Genomic DNA, 16,081 nt, shown 5'->3' with positions numbered 1-16,081 from the left:
ATATCACGCAAACCTTTTTTGCCGCGCTTTCGCGCGAGGAACATGACCCATGGCACAGGAACGCTACAACGCCCCGGAGCGTGAGAAACATTGGCAGCGGATTTGGGAAGAGCAACAGACTTTTCTCACGTCCACCGATCGCTCGAGACCCAAATATTACGTGCTTGAGATGTTCCCCTACCCGTCCGGGCGCATCCATGTGGGTCACGTCCGCAATTACACGATGGGCGATGTCGTGGCGCGCTACAAGCGCGCGCGGGGCTTCAACGTGCTGCATCCCTTCGGCTGGGATGCGTTCGGCCTCCCGGCGGAAAACGCCGCGATCCAGAAGGGCATCAACCCGCGCGAATGGACCTACGACAATATCGAAGCCATGCGCACACAGCTGAAGCGCATCGGCCTGTCGCTCGACTGGACGCGCGAATTCGCCACCTGCGACCCCGAATATTACCACCAGCAGCAGCGCATCTTTCAGGCCTTCTACAAGAAGGGCCTCGTCTACCGGAAGAAGAGCAAGGTGAACTGGGATCCGGTCGATCACACCGTGCTCGCGAACGAGCAGGTGATCGACGGCCGCGGCTGGCGCTCCGGCGCGCTCGTCGAGCAGAAGGAGCTGGCGCAGTGGTTCTTCAAGATCACGCATTACGCCGATGATCTGCTTGATGGGCTCGATACGCTCGACAAGTGGCCCGACAAGGTGCGGCTCATGCAGAGGAACTGGATCGGCAAGAGCCAGGGCCTGCTCATGCGTTTCAGCCTCTCGGGCAACGGCCTGCCGACGGGACACCAAACGGTGCAGGTGTTCACCACGCGGCCCGACACCCTTTTCGGCGCGAGTTTTGTCGGCATTTCGCCCGAGCATCCGCTCGCGAGGGAACTCGCGAAGACCGATCCGAAGCTCGTCGAATTCATCGAGGATTGCCGTCGCATCGGCACCGCGCAGGAGGATATCGACCGCGCGGAAAAGAAGGGCTACGACACGGGGCTCTTCGCCGCGCATCCGTTCGATGAGGGCGTCAAGCTGCCGGTCTATGTGGCGAACTTCATCCTGATGGACTACGGCACGGGCGCGATCTTCGGCTGCCCCGCGCACGATCAGCGCGACCTCGATTTCGCGCGGAAATATAACCTCACGGTGAAAGCCGTCGTCATTCCGGAAGATGCCGACCCGGCCGAGTTCAAGGTCGGCGACGAAGCCTATACGGGTCCGGGCCTGCTGCAAAATTCCTCTTTCCTCAACGGCTTGACCGTGGATGCCGCGAAGGAAGAAGTTGCGGACCGCCTCGCGAAGCGCGGCATAGGCGAGAAGAAGACCACCTTCCGCCTGCGCGATTGGGGTGTGTCGCGCCAGCGCTACTGGGGCTGTCCGATCCCCGTCATCCATTGCGAAAAATGCGGTGTCGTGCCGGTGCCGGACAAGGATCTGCCGGTGCGTCTCCCGGATGACGTGTCGTTCGACAAGCCCGGCAATCCGCTGGATCATCACCCCACGTGGAAGCATGTCGAATGCCCGACCTGCGGAGGCAAGGCGACGCGCGAAACGGATACGTTCGACACCTTCGTGGATAGCTCGTGGTACTTCGCGCGCTTCACCGCGCCTCATGCCGCCGAGCCGGTGGAGAGCGCGCAGGCGGATTACTGGCTGCCTGTCGATCAGTATATCGGCGGCGTCGAGCACGCGATCCTGCACCTTCTCTATGCGCGGTTCTTCACGCGCGCGATGAAGGATTGCGGTTATCTCGGCCTTGCGGAGCCGTTCAATGCCCTGTTCACGCAGGGCATGGTGCTGCACGAAACCTATTTCGACGACAAGCAGAACTGGCTCGCCCCGGACGAGGTCAAGATCGAGACCGAGAGCGGCGTGCGCAAGGCTTTCCGCCTCGATGGCGCGCCGATCAGCATCGGCAGCATCGAAAAGATGTCGAAATCGAAGAAGAACACCATCGATCCCGATGTCTTCACGCAGCACTACGGCGCCGATGTCGCGCGCTGGTTCGTGCTTTCCGACAGCCCGCCGGAACGCGATGTGGTCTGGACCGAGGAAGGCGTGCAGGGCGCGTGGCGCTTTACACAGCGCGTCTGGCGGCTTCTGAACGAGGCGGAACCGAGGCTAGCGCCCGTCGACGCAAAGGCGCCCGCCACGTTTTCCGCGCCCGCGCAGGCCTTGCGCCGCGCCGCGCACAAGGGGCTCGCCGCTGTCGCCGAGGAGATCGAGGGGCTGCGCTTCAACCGCGCCATCGCGGCGGTCTACGAATTCGCGAATGCGCTGCAAGGCGCGCTTCAGGACAAGGGCACGGCGGGAGATGAAAGCTTCGGCTTCGCGCTGCGCGAGGCGAGCGTTTTCTTTGTGCACATGATCAATCCGATCATGCCGCACCTTGCCGAAGAGGGCTTTTCGCTGCTTGGCTACAACACGCTTCTCGCAAACGAAGCTTGGCCGGAGGTTGAGCAGAGCTTGCTCGTTGACGATACCGTAACCATTGCCGTACAGGTGAACGGGAAACGCCGTGACGAGATCGTCGTGCCGCGCAACGCGGACCGCGCCGATGTCGAGGCGGCGGCGCTTCGCCTCGAAAGCGTCACTCGGGCAGTGGACGGTAGGCCGATCAAAAAGGTGATCGTGGTTCCCGAAAGGATCGTCAATGTCGTGGCTTGAAATCTCGAAAAGCGGCAAGCGGCTTCGCAGGGGGGCAGGACTTGCCGTGATCGCAGGTTTCCTCGCTTTCGGTTCGGCCGGCTGCGGATTTCATCCGCTGTACGGCACTCCGACGGCCGGCGGACAGTCTCTCGTAGAGGCGATGAAGCGCGTCGAAATCGCCACGATTCCGAGCCGCACCGGCCAGAAGCTGCGCAACGAGCTTCTTTTCGGCACCACGGGCGGGGGTGGCACACTTGCTCCCGTCTATCGGCTCGACATCGCGTTGCGCGAAAGCTATCGAAACACCCTCGTCACGCAGGCGGGCAACCCGACGGGCCGCATCCTGCAGCTTGACGCGGAGTTCCGCCTCGTTCGCCTCTCGGACAATGAAACCGTGTTCAAGGGCGCGAGCACGTCCGAAGCAGCCTACGACCTTGCGGGTTCGACCGGCAATGCGGGTTCCATCTACGGCGACACCCGCGCCGCGCTCAACGCGCAGGACCGCGCGGCCCGCACGCTCGCTGACACGTTGAAAACGCGCCTCGCCGCTTATCTCTCGCGCGACGCGTAGCCAGAGCATCGACACTGTTCATCCCGACCGGGTTGACCGACTGTCGTCGCTCGCAGAAATTCGGGTGACTGAAGCTCGAACCTAACCGGGCCAGAAGTTTTCCATGGTCGCGCCAGGCGCCTCATCGCTGGACAGGTTCCTCGCCGCACCGCAGCCTGCGGTTCGCGGTTTTCTGTTCTATGGCTCGGACGCGTTGCAAATCGCCGCCCGCGCGGATGCCCTGAGCCGCGTCCTCCTGAAGAGGCTAGGCCCGGACGCTGAACTCGCCCGCCTGCACGACACCGATCTTGCCGCCGATCCCGACCGCGTCATCGTGGAATTGACGACGCATTCGCTTTTCGGGGGAACGCGCATCGTCTGGCTGACGTCGCTGCCGGTAAAGGCGCAGGCGATCCTGGCGGACGCTATCGCGCGCCCTTTCGATGGCGCCTTCCTGATCGCGCAAGCGCCGGACATGAAGAAAAGCCACAAGCTCGCGCAGAGCTTCGAGGCAGCCGCGCATCTCGCGGCGATCGGATGTTATGGCGAAGACCCCGACAGCGTCGTCGCGGCGATCCGCCATCAGGCCGCCGAAGCCGGTTACGAGATCGATGGAGAAGCGGCGGCGCTCGTGGCTGCGCGTTGCGATTTTTCGGCGCTGCTGGCGCGCTCGGAAACCGCGAAGCTCATCACCTATGCGGGAGATGACCGCCGCATCACCGCGGCGCAGGTGGAAGAGTGCCTGAACGATCAGCAAACTGCGGACCTGTCCGACATCGTGGACGCGGCGCTCGACGGCGACGGCCGCAAGGCGATCCTCGCGTTCGAGCGCTACATGGCGGTAGAGTCGAACGTCTCGCCGGTCTTCGTAGTGCTCGGGTCGAGCCTGCTTCGTCTTCATGCGCTGCGCGTTGCTGTAGATGCGGGGGCATCGCCGATGCAGGCCATCAAGGAACTGCGGCCGCCGGTGTATTACAAACAGCAGGACGCTCTCGCGGCACAGATCCGCAAATGGACGGTCCCGGCCTTGGCGGCGCGGCTGGGCGATCTTAATGGCGCGTTGCGCGACACGCGCCTCAAGCCCGCGCTTGCCGAGGATATCGCCGCGCGCTTTCTGCTCACCGTCGCGAAAGAAGCACGCGCGGCGAGCCGCCGATAGCCGGAAGGGCGTGAGGCTCAAGCGTTCGCGCCCGCAAGGAGCAATGACATGACATCGCAATCGCCGATCTGGCACCCCTTCACGCAGCACGCGCTCCAGCCTGTCATGACGAAGATCGCGCGCAGCGAAGGCGCCTGGCTTGAGGCTGCCGACGGTCGCCGCATCTATGACGGCATCGCGTCGTGGTGGGTCATCACGCACGGGCATAATCACCCGCCCATCGCGGAGGCGATCCGCGCGCAGGCGGGCTTGCTGGATCAGCTCATTTTCGCGGGTTTCACGCATGAACCGGCGGAGGAAGTGGCGCGCGGGCTCGTCGAGATTGCGCCGGAGGGGCTCGAACGCGTCTTCTTCTCGGACAGCGGCTCGACCTCGGTGGAAGTGGCGCTGAAGATGGGGCTCGGCTATTTCGTCCATCGCGGAGAAAAGCGCACCCGCATCGTGGCGCTGGAGCACGCCTATCACGGCGACACCATCGGGTGCATGTCGGTCGGAGCGCGCGGCGTTTTCAACGATCCGTACGGGCCGCTGCTGTTCGAAGTCGAGCGCATACCCTACCCCGCGCCGGGCCGGGAGCAAGTGGCGTTCGACGCGTTCGAGGCTGCGTGTCGCCGCGATCCGCCCGCCGCGATCATCGTGGAGCCGCTAATCCTCGGCTCTGGCGGCATGCTCTTTTATACGCCTGACGCGTTGCGCGAGCTTCACCATATCGCGCGACGGCGCGGCGTCCTTTTCATAGCGGACGAGGTGATGACGGGCTTCGGCCGCACCGGGACGCTGTTCGCTTGCGAGCAGGCGGGCATCGCGCCCGACATCATGTGCCTCGCGAAGGGGCTGACCGGCGGCGTGATCCCGCTCGCGGTGACGCTCGCGACGCAAGAGATCTTCGAGGCTCATTATTCGCCGGATCGTGCGCGCATGTTCTTCCATTCGAGTTCGTTCACGGCAAACCCGATTGCCTGCGCCGCCGCTGCCGCAAATCTTCGCGTCTGGCGCGATGAGCCTGTGCGGGATCGGATCGCGGGCCTCGTTGCAGCGCAGGCAGAACGCGTGGCGCGGCTCGCTGGGCATCGCGGCTTCACCGACGCGCGCAGCCTCGGCACTATCGCGGCGATGGACCTTCGCGTGAAGGACGCCGGCTATCTCGCAGGCATCGCGCCGAAGCTGATGGATTTCTTTCTGTCGCGAGGGCTTTTGCTGCGTCCGCTCGGCAACACGGTCTACATCATGCCGCCCTATTGTACGACGCCGAACGAACTGGACGCGGTTTATGCCGCTATCGAGGAAGCCGCAGCGCTTGTTTGATTGCGCGCAAAAGCTTTATCGCAGGTCGAGTTCGCCGAGCGTGACCGCGAGATGCTCGCAGAAAGCCGGGACAAGACGGCGATCGGCCGAAAGGTCGTTCGTCGCCTGATAGCCTGCGGGAGAAGGCTTCCGATGGACGCGCGTTTCGAGCCTGACCGCGTGGATGACCCAGAGTTCCGGGATACCGAAAGCGGCATAAAGCGCCGCCTTCCGCCCGATGTCGTAGGCGTAGCTCGAATCCGCAATCTCCACGACGAGATGCGCCGTTTCAGCATTCAGGCCCGAAACGCCGGTTTCCTTGTCGAAGAACACGAAGTCGGGTTCGAGATAGGTGTCGTGCGCGAGCCGCAAGGTGGTCTCCGGGACGAAACGGAGATGATCCGGCGTACGCCGCGCCCAATGCCAGTTCAGGGCGGCTTTCAAAACCTCGTGGTGGTTCCCCTTCGGGGTCATCGGCACGACATCTCCACCGATCAGCTCGATGCGTTCATCCTCGTCGAGGATGCCTGCGGCCGTCATCTTCTCCAGTTCGTCGAGCGTGAAGCGCCGCCGTGGCATTCCCTCTGCTGCCCGGGTCGTTCGATCTCGCGGCTCTTTCGGTAAAGCTCTTATGGTCATGGCGTCATGATATCGCATTTGCCTATCGTCGCCAATGGCGGCCGATCTGCGCCATGGGGAGGCTGCGCTGTATCTGTTTTCATACAGGTTTTGCCCCGGTTGGCCGTCCGTGTGTCCGACCTCTGAACGCTTCAGGCTTGATTTATCGGGCGCGGTTGCGCATTACAAGCCTGATATCCGAATCCTGGAGAAGGCAATGGAAACGACTGACCAAGGGAAGGGTTTCGGAAAAGCACACATTTGCAGGGAATGTCCTCTCTAGTCGAAACCGGCAAAAAGCAAGACATCGCGGCCAGTTAGGGCGAGGAAAAACTCTCGGGCAGGCGTGATTGTCAGGCGGAAGGGATCAGGGTGCGCCGTTATGGTGCAGCTGTTCTACTCTTGAAGGATCGATTCTCCCCGCCGACCTGATAGCCCTCCAGGCCACGGCCTCACGAACAAGATCGTATCTCAATGAACATCGTTATCGTCGAAAGCGCCGCGAAGGCGAAAACTATCAACAAGTATCTGGGGGCCGATTACAAGGTCATCGCATCGTACGGCCATGTGCGAGACCTGCCCGCGAAGGACGGCTCCGTTCTGCCGGATAACGACTTTGAAATGACGTGGGAGGTGGAGGCCGACTCCAGCCGGATCGTCAACGAGATCGCCAAGGCCGTAAAGGGCGCGGATCGCCTCATTCTCGCGACTGACCCGGATCGCGAAGGCGAGGCCATCTCCTGGCACCTGCTGAAAATTCTGGAGCAGAAGCGCGCGCTGAACGGCGTGTCCGTGGAGCGCGTCGCGTTCAATGCCGTGACGAAGGATGCGATCCTCACCGCGATGAAGAACCCGCGCAAGATCGACGAGCCGCTGGTCGATGCCTATCTGGCGCGCCGCGCTCTCGACTATCTCGTCGGTTTCACGCTCTCGCCGGTGCTGTGGCGCAAACTGCCGGGCGCGCGCTCGGCGGGCCGCGTGCAGTCCGTGGCGTTGCGTCTCGTTGTCGACCGCGAAGCCGAAATCGAGGCGTTCCGCACGCGCGAATACTGGACGGTCGAAGCGGCGCTCAAGAACGGCGGCGGCGACGCGTTCACCGCGCGCCTCGTCGCTCGTGACGGCAAGAAGCTCGACAAGTTCGACATCCCGGACGAGACGACCGCGCACGCCTATCGCGATGCGATCACGGGGCAATCCTACCGCGTCGACAGCATCGAGGCGAAGGACCACAAGCGCAATCCCGCGCCGCCTTTCACCACCTCGTCACTGCAACAGGAAGCGTCGCGCAAGCTCGGTCTTTCGCCGCGCCAGACGATGCAGATCGCGCAGAAGCTTTACGAGGGCATCGACATCGGCGGCGAGACGGTCGGTCTCATTACTTATATGAGAACGGACGGCGTGCAGATCGTGCCGGAAGCCATCGCACAGGCTCGCGGCCAGATCGAAAGCCAGTTCGGCCCGCGTTATGTGCCGAACGCGCCGCGCATCTACAAGACCAAGGCGAAGAACGCGCAGGAAGCGCACGAAGCGATCCGCCCGACCGACTTCCGCCGTCACCCGGACAAGCTTCGCGGTCTCTCGGCTGAAGAGGCGCGGCTCTACAAGCTGATATGGCAGCGCGCGGTTGCAAGCCAGATGGCGAGCGCCGACATCGAGCGCACAACGGCGGAAATCTCCGTGCCCGGCAAGGACGGCGTGCCCTATGGGGTGCGTGCGACCGGGTCCGTGGTGAAGTTCGACGGCTTCATGAGGCTTTATGAAGAAGGCCGCGACGACACCGACGACGAGGACTCCGCTCGCCTGCCCGCGCTGAAGCAGGGCGAGGCGCTGAAGGATTCTGGCGTCACCGCCGCACAGCATTTCACCGAGCCGCCGCCGCGCTATACCGAGGCGACGCTTATCCGCGAGATGGAGCGTCTCGGCATTGGACGCCCGTCGACCTATGCGAGCACGATGGCCGTGCTCCGCGAGCGCGAATATGTGAAGCTCGACAAGAAACGGCTCGTCCCCGAAGACAAGGGACGGCTCGTCACCACGTTCCTCGAAGCGTTCTTCAAGCGTTACGTCGAATACGACTTCACGGCCTATCTCGAAGACCGGCTCGACCAGATATCCGATGGCAAGCTCGACTGGAAGGCGCTGCTGCGCGAATTCTGGCAGGACTTCATCGGTGCGGTGACGGACATCAAGGATCTGCGCGTGGCGCAGGTGCTCGATGCGCTGAACGAACTGCTCGGCCCGCATATCTTCCCCGCGAAGGAAGACGGCGGCGATCCGCGTCTCTGCCCGCTCTGCAATCAGGGGCAATTGTCGCTGAAGGTCGGCAGGTTCGGTGCGTTTGTCGGTTGTTCGAACTATCCCGAATGCCGCTACACGCGCCAGCTCAAGACCGGCGAAAACGGCAATGGCGACGGCGCCGCGCCAGCGGGCGACACGGTGCTGGGCAACGATCCCGAGACGGGGCTTGCCATTTGCCTCAAGAACGGACGTTTTGGCCCGTATATCCAGCTTGGCGAGGGCGGCGACGGCGAGAAGCCGAAACGCGCGTCCATTCCGTCGGGGCTGAAGGGGGCCGAGGTGAACCTCGAACTCGCGCTGAAGCTCCTCGCGTTGCCGCGTGCCGTGGGGCTGCATCCCGAGACGCAGAAGCAGATTTCAGCGGGCTTCGGGCGCTACGGTCCCTATGTCGAGCACGACGGGAAATATGTGAAGATCGATGCGGAGGAGGTCTTCACCATCGGCCTCAACCGCGCCGTGACCGTGATCGCGGAAGGCGGCTCCGGCGGCAAGGGCCGCGCCCCGAAAACCGAGCCGATCAAGGTTTTGGGCGAGCACCCTGAAAAGGGCGGCAAGATGGAAGTTCTCGCCGGCCGCTTCGGTCCCTATATAAAGTGGGGCAAGGTCAACGCCACGATCCCCAAGGGAACCGAACCGCAGGATGTGACCGTCGAAGAGGCGGTGCGGCTGATCGCGGCGCGCATCGAAGCGGGCGATACGAAGAAAGGGCGCGGCAAGACGGCGAAATCCGCCAAGGCCAAGGATGCGCCCGCGAAAGAAAAGAAGTCCGTAAAGGCCAAGGCCACCGATGCGGGCGAAGAGGCGGAAGCGCCGAAGAAGGCCAAGGCCGCCGCAGCGAAAAAGACCGCCGCCAACGGCAAGACGAAAAGCTCCGCGAAGGAGAAGGCGGCCAAGACCACCGAGGCCGACACGAAGCCGAAAGCGAAAGCTGTGGCGAAGAAGGCAACACCCAGAGCGGCGGGCGGGACGACATGAGCCCGCCTCGTCAGAAAGACACCATGAAACTGAAAGAGAAGCGCACCGATGTGGTGCGCTCGAAGACACCGACCAAAGACGATATTCTCAAATTCATTCGTTCCTCGACCGGCAATATTGGCCGCCGCGAAATCGCCAGAGCCTTCGATATCAAGGGCTCGGATCGCATCGAACTCAAACGCATCCTGAAAGAACTCGCGGCGGACGGCCTCATCGCGGACACGCGCCGCGTGGTGAAGAAAGAGGCCCTGGCGAACGTCGCCGTTATCGTGGTCAAGACGCAGGATCGCGAAGGCGATCTCGTTTGCGCGCCGCTGAACTGGAACGCGGATGAAGACGGCGCGCCGCCTCGCATTCTCCTCAACATCACGCGCCGATACGAAGGCCCCGCCATCGGCGTCGGCGATCACGTTCTGGCGCGCATCAGGGAAGCCGGGCGCGGAGCCGATGCGGACGGCGATGGCGGGGAAGCGCCCGAAGAGTCCGGCGGCTTCGCCTACATCGCATCTCCCATCAAGCGCTTGCCGCGCGAACGCGCGCGCCAGCTCGGCATCTTGCGCAAGTCCGGTCGCGGCTTCGTGGTCGAGTCCATCGACAAGAAGGATTTGAAGGAGTGGCCGGTCGCCGATGGCGAGATGGACGGCGCCGAGGACGGCGAGCTCGTCCGCTTCGAGACGCTGCGGGACTCGCGCACAAATCGTCCGTCCGCGCGCATCACAGAGCGCATCGGCCATCCCAAGGCCGAGAAGGCCGTAAGCCTCATCGCGATCCACAATCACGGGCTGCGCGATGTGTTCGGCGAGGATGTGCTGGCCGAGCTTGAGCGTCTGCCGGGAGCGACGATGTCGCACCGCGAAGACCTGACGCGCGTGCCGCTCATCACCATCGATCCTTCGGACGCGAAAGACCATGACGACGCGGTTTGGGCCGCGCCCGACACCGATCCCGCCAACGAGGGCGGCTCGGTCGTCATCGTCGCCATCGCGGACGTCTCCTTTTACGTGCGCTCCGGCTCGGCGCTCGACGAAGAAGCGCTGCTGCGCGGCAATTCAGTCTATTTCCCCGACCGTGTCGTGCCGATGCTGCCGGAGAAGCTCTCGAACGGGCTTTGCTCGCTGCGCGAAAACGAGCTTCGGCCGTGCCTCGCCGTGCGGATGGTGTTCGACCGCGACGGCAAGAAGACCGGACAGCGTTTTTCCCGCGCCATGATGCGCTCTGCGGCCAAGCTGTCGTATCAGGAGGCGCAGGCGGCCATAGACGGCAGCCCTAACGCCAAGACCGGGCCGCTGCTTGAGCCGATCCTGAAGCCGCTCTGGGCTGTATACGAGGTGCTGAAGGAAGCACGCAATCGTCGCGGGCCGCTCGACCTCGATCTGCCGGAACGCAAGATCGTTCTCGACGAGCGCGGGCTTGTGTCGAAGGTCATCATTCCCGAGCGGCTGGAGGCGCACCGGCTCATCGAGGAGTTCATGATCCAGGCGAACGTTGCCGCCGCCGAGGCGCTGGAGGCCAAGAAGTCGCCGCTCATCTACCGTATCCACGATGCGCCCTCATCGGAGAAGCTGGTGGCGCTCTCCGAGTTTCTCGCGAGCATCGGCGTCAACGCCGGCAAGACGACCTTCAACCGTCCCGGCCAATTCAATCGCGTGCTGAACAAGGCGATCGGTACGGAACACGAGGAGATCCTGAACGAGGTGGTGCTGCGCTCGCAGGCGCAGGCCGAATACCGGCCGGGCAACATCGGCCATTTCGGCCTTAACTTGCGCCGCTATGCGCATTTCACCTCACCCATCCGCCGCTATGCCGACCTTGTCGTGCATCGCGCGCTTGTCAGCGCCTTCGGGCTGGGAGAGGGCGGCCTGTCCGACGCGGAGAAGACGAAGCTCGACGCCATCGCGGAGAACATTTCGCAAAGCGAGCGCAAGGCCATGTCGGCCGAGCGCGAGACGGTGGACCGGCTCATCGCGATGCATCTGGCGGAACGCGTCGGCGAAACGTTCAAGGCGCGCGTGTCGGGCGTGACGCGCTTTGGCCTGTTCGTGAAGCTGCTCGACACGGGAGCTGACGGCTTCGTGCCCATGGCGACGCTCGGTCGCGACTACTACAAGCACCTGGAGAACCTGCATGCCATCGTCGGTGAGCGCACGGGCGAGAGCTTCCGCCTTGGCGACCGCGTCGATGTGAAACTCGTCGAGGCGAACCCGGCAGCAGGCGCGCTGCGGTTCGACATGATGAGCGACGGGAAGTTTTCCGCTGCGCTCGCCAAGGTCGGGAGGAAAAGCTCCGGCGGTAAAAAAGCTCGGCTCAGGTCAGGCAAGGGCGCCAAGGGACGGCGCTAGATCAGGCTTTCTGGGGCAACCGGGTCCGATCCGGGGCGGATAACCCGGTCGCCACCTTGAAAATACGGCACTGTGCCCTCGATACGGGGAAACGACCGAAAGCACAACCAGAGCGCGCATTCGCCGATCTTGCTCTTTTTGGAAATAGCCTTTCAACCGGGAATAGAAAAAAGTTGCTGAAAGTTCGTGGTTTTCAACTGAAATGATTTAAAATCGCCGCCGGGGTTGACAGCGGGACTCAAGGCGGGCACTTTCTGCGCTCGATTGGGGAGAAGTTTCGGACGTATCATGGCAAAACCAGTAACTCAGAAAATCAAATTGGTGAGCACGGCGGGTACCGGCTACTATTATGTAACCAAGAAGAACCCGCGCAATTTGACCGAGAAGCTTGCGCTCAAGAAGTATGATCCCGTGGTCAAGCATCACGTGGAATTCAAGGAAGCGAAGATCAAGTAGCGACGGCCGCGCTAGCCGCGGCTTCGCGTTCTCCTTGTCGATTTTTCATCAGAAATGAAGAGATGATCAGCTCCGCAACCATCGGCAGCGGGGTAAGTCCGATTATGATGCGGAGCTGATCTGAGCGCCATCGGATCAAGAGGGCGTGATCCAACGTGCTTTTGCCGAAACCGTCATGTTTGCGACGACAAGAGGCTTCGGTCGTATGCCCTACGGACCCAGGAGATGCGGCGGACCCGAGCACTCCGCAGGGTAACTGCTTATAAGTATGAGGAAACAACCGATTTTGGCAAGGCAAGAATGACATCGTTCTGCCTCACTCGTCGGATTTTGCGCTCCCTCTCCTTAACACTTCGTGAACATTGCCCGCTTTTTTAACGACAACTTAAGCTTGTCAGCAAGCGCTTGTTAAACAACACATTTCCGTTCTATAGGAAATAATCCTCGAAAAGCACTGCATTTTTCCGCGCAACGTCTCGCGTCACGAGTTTTCCCCGTTATCCCCAGCCTTCTACGCCAGATTCGCCGGAATGAATTGACGGATTGTTTCGAGGAAGCGTGAAACGGAAATCGGTTTTGACACATAGGCTTCGCAACCGCCCTCGCGGATGCGTTCCTCGTCGCCCTTCATCGCGAACGCGGTGACAGCGACGATCGGAATATGTCGCAGGCTATCGTCTTCCTTTAGCCATTTTGTGACATCGAGGCCGGAGACTTCCGGAAGCTGAATATCCATGACAATGAGGTCCGGCCGATGCTTGCGCGCGAGCGCAATTGCGTCGATCCCGTTTCTCGTTTGCAGGGTGGTATAGCCGTGAGCCTCCAGAAGATCGTGAAAGAGCTTCATGTTAAGCTCATTATCTTCGACGATCAGGATTGTCTTTCCCATGGCGCCCTTGCTCGATTTGGGCCGAAGGCTTTGCGGCAATGCTGGCGCCGGTTGCCTTAGCGGTCTCTGTCGTTTCAGATATGAGTTTGGGCGCATGGGCTTTTTTTTGTAAATACCATCAGCCCGGGCATATTCGCGCGAAAGAGTTAATAAAGTTTGATCGCCTTTCCGACGAGTAGAATAAAGTGCGTGGCTTGAGTGGAGCCGACGAAAGCGCCGACTCCTCCAGTTTCGCGAACGGCTGAACCACAGCGCGAGTTATTTCGTATCGCTGTCCTGCTCCGGTTTTTCCTTGCGGGATGATTTCGGCACGGCAAGGGTGCGCCTGTCGAGGTATTTCTCCATGGCAGTGACGAGATCTTCGATCTTGTCTTCGAAAAAGTGGTTTGCGCCAGGAATGACTTCGTGACTGACGACGATGCCTTTTTGCGTCTTGAGCTTGTCCACCAGCGTCTTTACTGCTGAGGGCGGCACCACGCGGTCGCGGTCTCCGTTGATCATCAGCCCCGATGAGGGGCACGGCGCGAGAAAGCTGAAATCGTAGAGATTGGCGGGCGGGGCGACCGAGATGAAGCCGTCGATTTCCGGGCGCCGCATCAGAAGCTGCATCGCGATCCACGCCCCGAAGGAAACGCCCGCAATCCAGCAGGATTTCGCATCCGGGTTTGCGAGCTGGAGCCAGTCGAGCGCCGTCGCGGCATCCGAGAGTTCGCCTGGTCCCTGATCGAAAAGCCCCTGGCTGCGTCCCACGCCGCGAAAGTTGAAACGGAGCACGGAGAATCCGCGCTGCACGAAGGTGTAATAAAGGCTATAAACGATCTGGTTGTTCATGGTCCCGCCGAATTGCGGGTGCGGATGAAGGATGATCGCAATCGGAGCGCCGGACGCCGACTCGTGATGATAGCGTCCTTCTATCCGGCCCGCCGGGCCATTGATGATTACTTCGGGCATTCTTCTTAGACCTCGTTATCGCGAAACTCTGCGCTGGCTGATGTTTTTTTGCTGGCCTTATCTCAGCGCGGCGCCTGATCGCGGCGCCTCTCGCGCTCAGGCGCGCGCTTGCGAGCCGCGAGCGAACCGCCCCAATAGTTGACTCTGACGGTCGGAAATCCTATACAGAGTAGCAAGGGAATTTTGACCCGTTGTGATCTCGCCGCCGCGAGGTTTTCGGTGTCGTATCACAAAAGAGGCGTGAATTTCCACGCCCTTTCTCACTAACGGGGCGTAAAGAAAGCATAAATATGCTGCTCAGCACCAAAGGTCGCTACGCCGTGATGGCCATCGTCGAAGTTGCCCGACAGAGCGATGGCCGACCTCTTGCCCTGAGCGATATTTCGCTGCGTCTCGATCTGTCGCTCGCCTATCTTGAGCAGCTTTTCATGAAGCTGCGGCGAAAGGGAATTGTCCGGTCGGTACGTGGACCGGGCGGCGGCTATGTCCTCGAACGTAGCGCGGAGGCAATTTCGATTGGCGACGTGATGGCTGCGGTGGATGAGCCGGTCCGCATGACGCGTTGCGAAACCGAGACTAAATCCGGGTGCGTCGCCTCAAAGCGGTGCTCCACTCACCATCTGTGGCTCGCGCTCGGCACGCATATCGAACGATTTCTGGCCGACGCAACCGTAGCGGACGTGCTCAACGGTCGCTTTTCCGGCGCGCAGGTGGTGCCGTTTCCGGCCGACGAGGAGGCTCTTCGCATCGTGTCGAAAGCGGAGGTTTGAACGTGGAGCGCGTGTATCTCGACTATAACGCGACGGCTCCGCTTCGACCGGAGGCGCGCGCGGCGATGATCGATGCACTGGATTTTGTCGGGAACCCCTCGTCGATCCATGGCGAAGGTCGCGCGTCTCGCGCGGCCGTGGAGCGAGCGCGCGAGACGGTGGCAAGGGCTTTTGGCGTGAAGGCTTCGGCTGTGACGTTCACCTCTGGTGGGACGGAGGCGGCGAACTGGCTGCTTCATCCGCGTGGCGACGCGGCGCTTGCCGTTTCGGCGGTCGAGCATCCCTGCGTGCTGAAAGGGCATCGTTTCGCGGCGGAGAGTGTGCGGGGTTTGCCGGTAACGGCGGAAGGTCGCTTGGATCTTGGCGCGCTCGAAGAAGCCGTGGCACCCGGCGTGGTCGTGGCGGTGCAGGCCGCGAACAACGAGACGGGCGTTCTCCAGCCGCTGCGCGAGATCGCGCAGCTCGTTCGCGAGAAGGGGGGAACGCTTGTTTGCGATGCGGTGCAAGCTGTCGGCCGGATGCATTTGTCGGAATTAGAACAATCCGACGCTGTTTTTTTCTCCGCGCACAAATTTGGCGGACCGAAAGGCGTTGGCGCGGCGATCTTGCGGGGCTGTGGGGAGCCGCCTCCCGCTTTTGTGAAAGGCGGCGGCCAGGAGCGCCGTTTGCGTTCCGGCACTGAAAACGTTGCTGCTATCGCCGGATTGGCCGCCGCGCTTGAGGCGGCTCTGCGCGATCAAGAGATGTTGATTGCCAAGTGTGCGGCATTTCGTTCGAAGCTGGAACAACGCTTGCAAGCTATCGCTCCGGACGCCGTCATTTTCGGCGAAGGCGCGGGCCGGCTGGCGAACACGACATGCTTCGCCGTTCCCGGAAGGCGCGCCGACGTGATGCTGATGGCGCTCGATCTCGAAGGCGTGGCGGTGAGTTCCGGTTCCGCATGCTCGTCGGGCAAGGTGGAGCGATCGCATGTGCTCACGGCGATGGGTGCGGGCGAAAATCTCGCGGCGGGCGCGATCCGGGTTTCGACCGGTTGGGCGACGCGCGATGAAGACATCGAGCGGTTTCTTGCCGCTCTGGAGAAGATTTGCGGCAGGCGCGAAACGCGCTCCGCCGCCTGAAATGAAAGGTCCGTTTCGGCGGGCCGCCTCGAA

The 16,081-nt window shown here is 62.0% G+C and carries 12 protein-coding genes; 9 read left to right on the top strand and 3 right to left on the bottom strand.

Translation table 11 applies throughout. From position 1 onward, the window contains the following. Positions 1 to 49 precede the first annotated feature (49 nt). The 4 genes from leuS to EK416_RS15495 all read left to right on the top strand — a co-directional run bounded on the left by leuS (position 50) and on the right by EK416_RS15495 (position 5,652). Complete coding sequence (gene leuS / locus EK416_RS15510) at positions 50 to 2,656, top strand: leucine--tRNA ligase (RefSeq protein ID WP_127079066.1); 2,607 nt, start codon at positions 50 to 52, stop codon at positions 2,654 to 2,656. After that, a complete protein-coding gene (locus EK416_RS15505; RefSeq protein ID WP_127079064.1) occupies positions 2,643 to 3,209 on the top strand; it encodes a hypothetical protein in 567 nt (188 codons plus the stop codon). Before leuS ends, EK416_RS15505 begins: the two co-directional genes overlap by 14 nt. 103 nt (positions 3,210 to 3,312) lie before the next feature. Continuing rightward, positions 3,313 to 4,347 carry a DNA polymerase III subunit delta gene (gene holA, locus EK416_RS15500; protein WP_127079062.1) on the top strand — a complete coding sequence of 345 codons (1,035 nt, stop codon included), beginning with the start codon at positions 3,313 to 3,315 and terminating at the stop codon, positions 4,345 to 4,347. Between the two features lie 48 nt (positions 4,348 to 4,395). Then, positions 4,396 to 5,652 carry an adenosylmethionine--8-amino-7-oxononanoate transaminase gene (locus EK416_RS15495; RefSeq protein WP_127079060.1) on the top strand — a complete coding sequence of 419 codons (1,257 nt, stop codon included), beginning with the start codon at positions 4,396 to 4,398 and terminating at the stop codon, positions 5,650 to 5,652. Between the two features lie 15 nt (positions 5,653 to 5,667). On the opposite strand, the gene EK416_RS15490 is transcribed toward EK416_RS15495, so the two are convergent. Next, the gene (locus EK416_RS15490; protein WP_210211006.1) at positions 5,668 to 6,210 is read right to left on the bottom strand and encodes a Uma2 family endonuclease; all 543 of its coding nucleotides are present in this window, start codon (positions 6,208 to 6,210) and stop codon (positions 5,668 to 5,670) included. A 513-nt stretch (positions 6,211 to 6,723) separates the two neighbouring features. Here EK416_RS15490 and topA point away from each other — a divergent pair. The 3 genes from topA to rpmG all read left to right on the top strand — a co-directional run bounded on the left by topA (position 6,724) and on the right by rpmG (position 12,317). Beyond that, on the top strand, positions 6,724 to 9,522 hold the full coding sequence (gene topA / locus EK416_RS15485; RefSeq protein ID WP_127079056.1) for a type I DNA topoisomerase: 2,799 nt from the start codon (positions 6,724 to 6,726) through the stop codon (positions 9,520 to 9,522). Then, positions 9,519 to 11,861, top strand: a complete 2,343-nt coding sequence (gene rnr, locus EK416_RS15480) for a ribonuclease R (RefSeq protein ID WP_127079054.1) — start codon at positions 9,519 to 9,521, stop codon at positions 11,859 to 11,861. Before topA ends, rnr begins: the two co-directional genes overlap by 4 nt. 288 nt (positions 11,862 to 12,149) lie before the next feature. Further along, positions 12,150 to 12,317, top strand: a complete 168-nt coding sequence (rpmG, locus tag EK416_RS15475; protein WP_013420445.1) for a 50S ribosomal protein L33 — start codon at positions 12,150 to 12,152, stop codon at positions 12,315 to 12,317. Between the two features lie 511 nt (positions 12,318 to 12,828). Here the strand turns inward: rpmG and EK416_RS15470 are convergent. After that, on the bottom strand, positions 12,829 to 13,206 hold the full coding sequence (locus EK416_RS15470) for a response regulator (RefSeq protein WP_127079052.1): 378 nt from the start codon (positions 13,204 to 13,206) through the stop codon (positions 12,829 to 12,831). Between the two features lie 258 nt (positions 13,207 to 13,464). Next, positions 13,465 to 14,157, bottom strand: coding sequence for an alpha/beta hydrolase (locus EK416_RS15465; protein ID WP_127079050.1), 693 nt, complete (start codon positions 14,155 to 14,157; stop codon positions 13,465 to 13,467). A gap of 290 nt (positions 14,158 to 14,447) precedes the next feature. On the opposite strand from EK416_RS15465, the gene EK416_RS15460 reads away from it, so the two are divergent. Beyond that, the gene (locus EK416_RS15460; RefSeq protein WP_127079048.1) at positions 14,448 to 14,927 is read left to right on the top strand and encodes an Rrf2 family transcriptional regulator; all 480 of its coding nucleotides are present in this window, start codon (positions 14,448 to 14,450) and stop codon (positions 14,925 to 14,927) included. Then, positions 14,924 to 16,048 (top strand): cysteine desulfurase family protein, encoded by a 1,125-nt coding sequence (locus EK416_RS15455; RefSeq protein WP_127079046.1) that lies wholly within the window; start codon positions 14,924 to 14,926, stop codon positions 16,046 to 16,048. The genes EK416_RS15460 and EK416_RS15455 overlap by 4 nt, the downstream gene beginning before the upstream one ends. The last annotated feature ends 33 nt before the right edge of the window (positions 16,049 to 16,081 follow it).

This window comes from Rhodomicrobium lacus, from assembly GCF_003992725.1.
Lineage (GTDB): Bacteria > Pseudomonadota > Alphaproteobacteria > Rhizobiales > Rhodomicrobiaceae > Rhodomicrobium > Rhodomicrobium lacus.
This window is presented reverse-complemented; position numbering and strand designations above follow the sequence as displayed.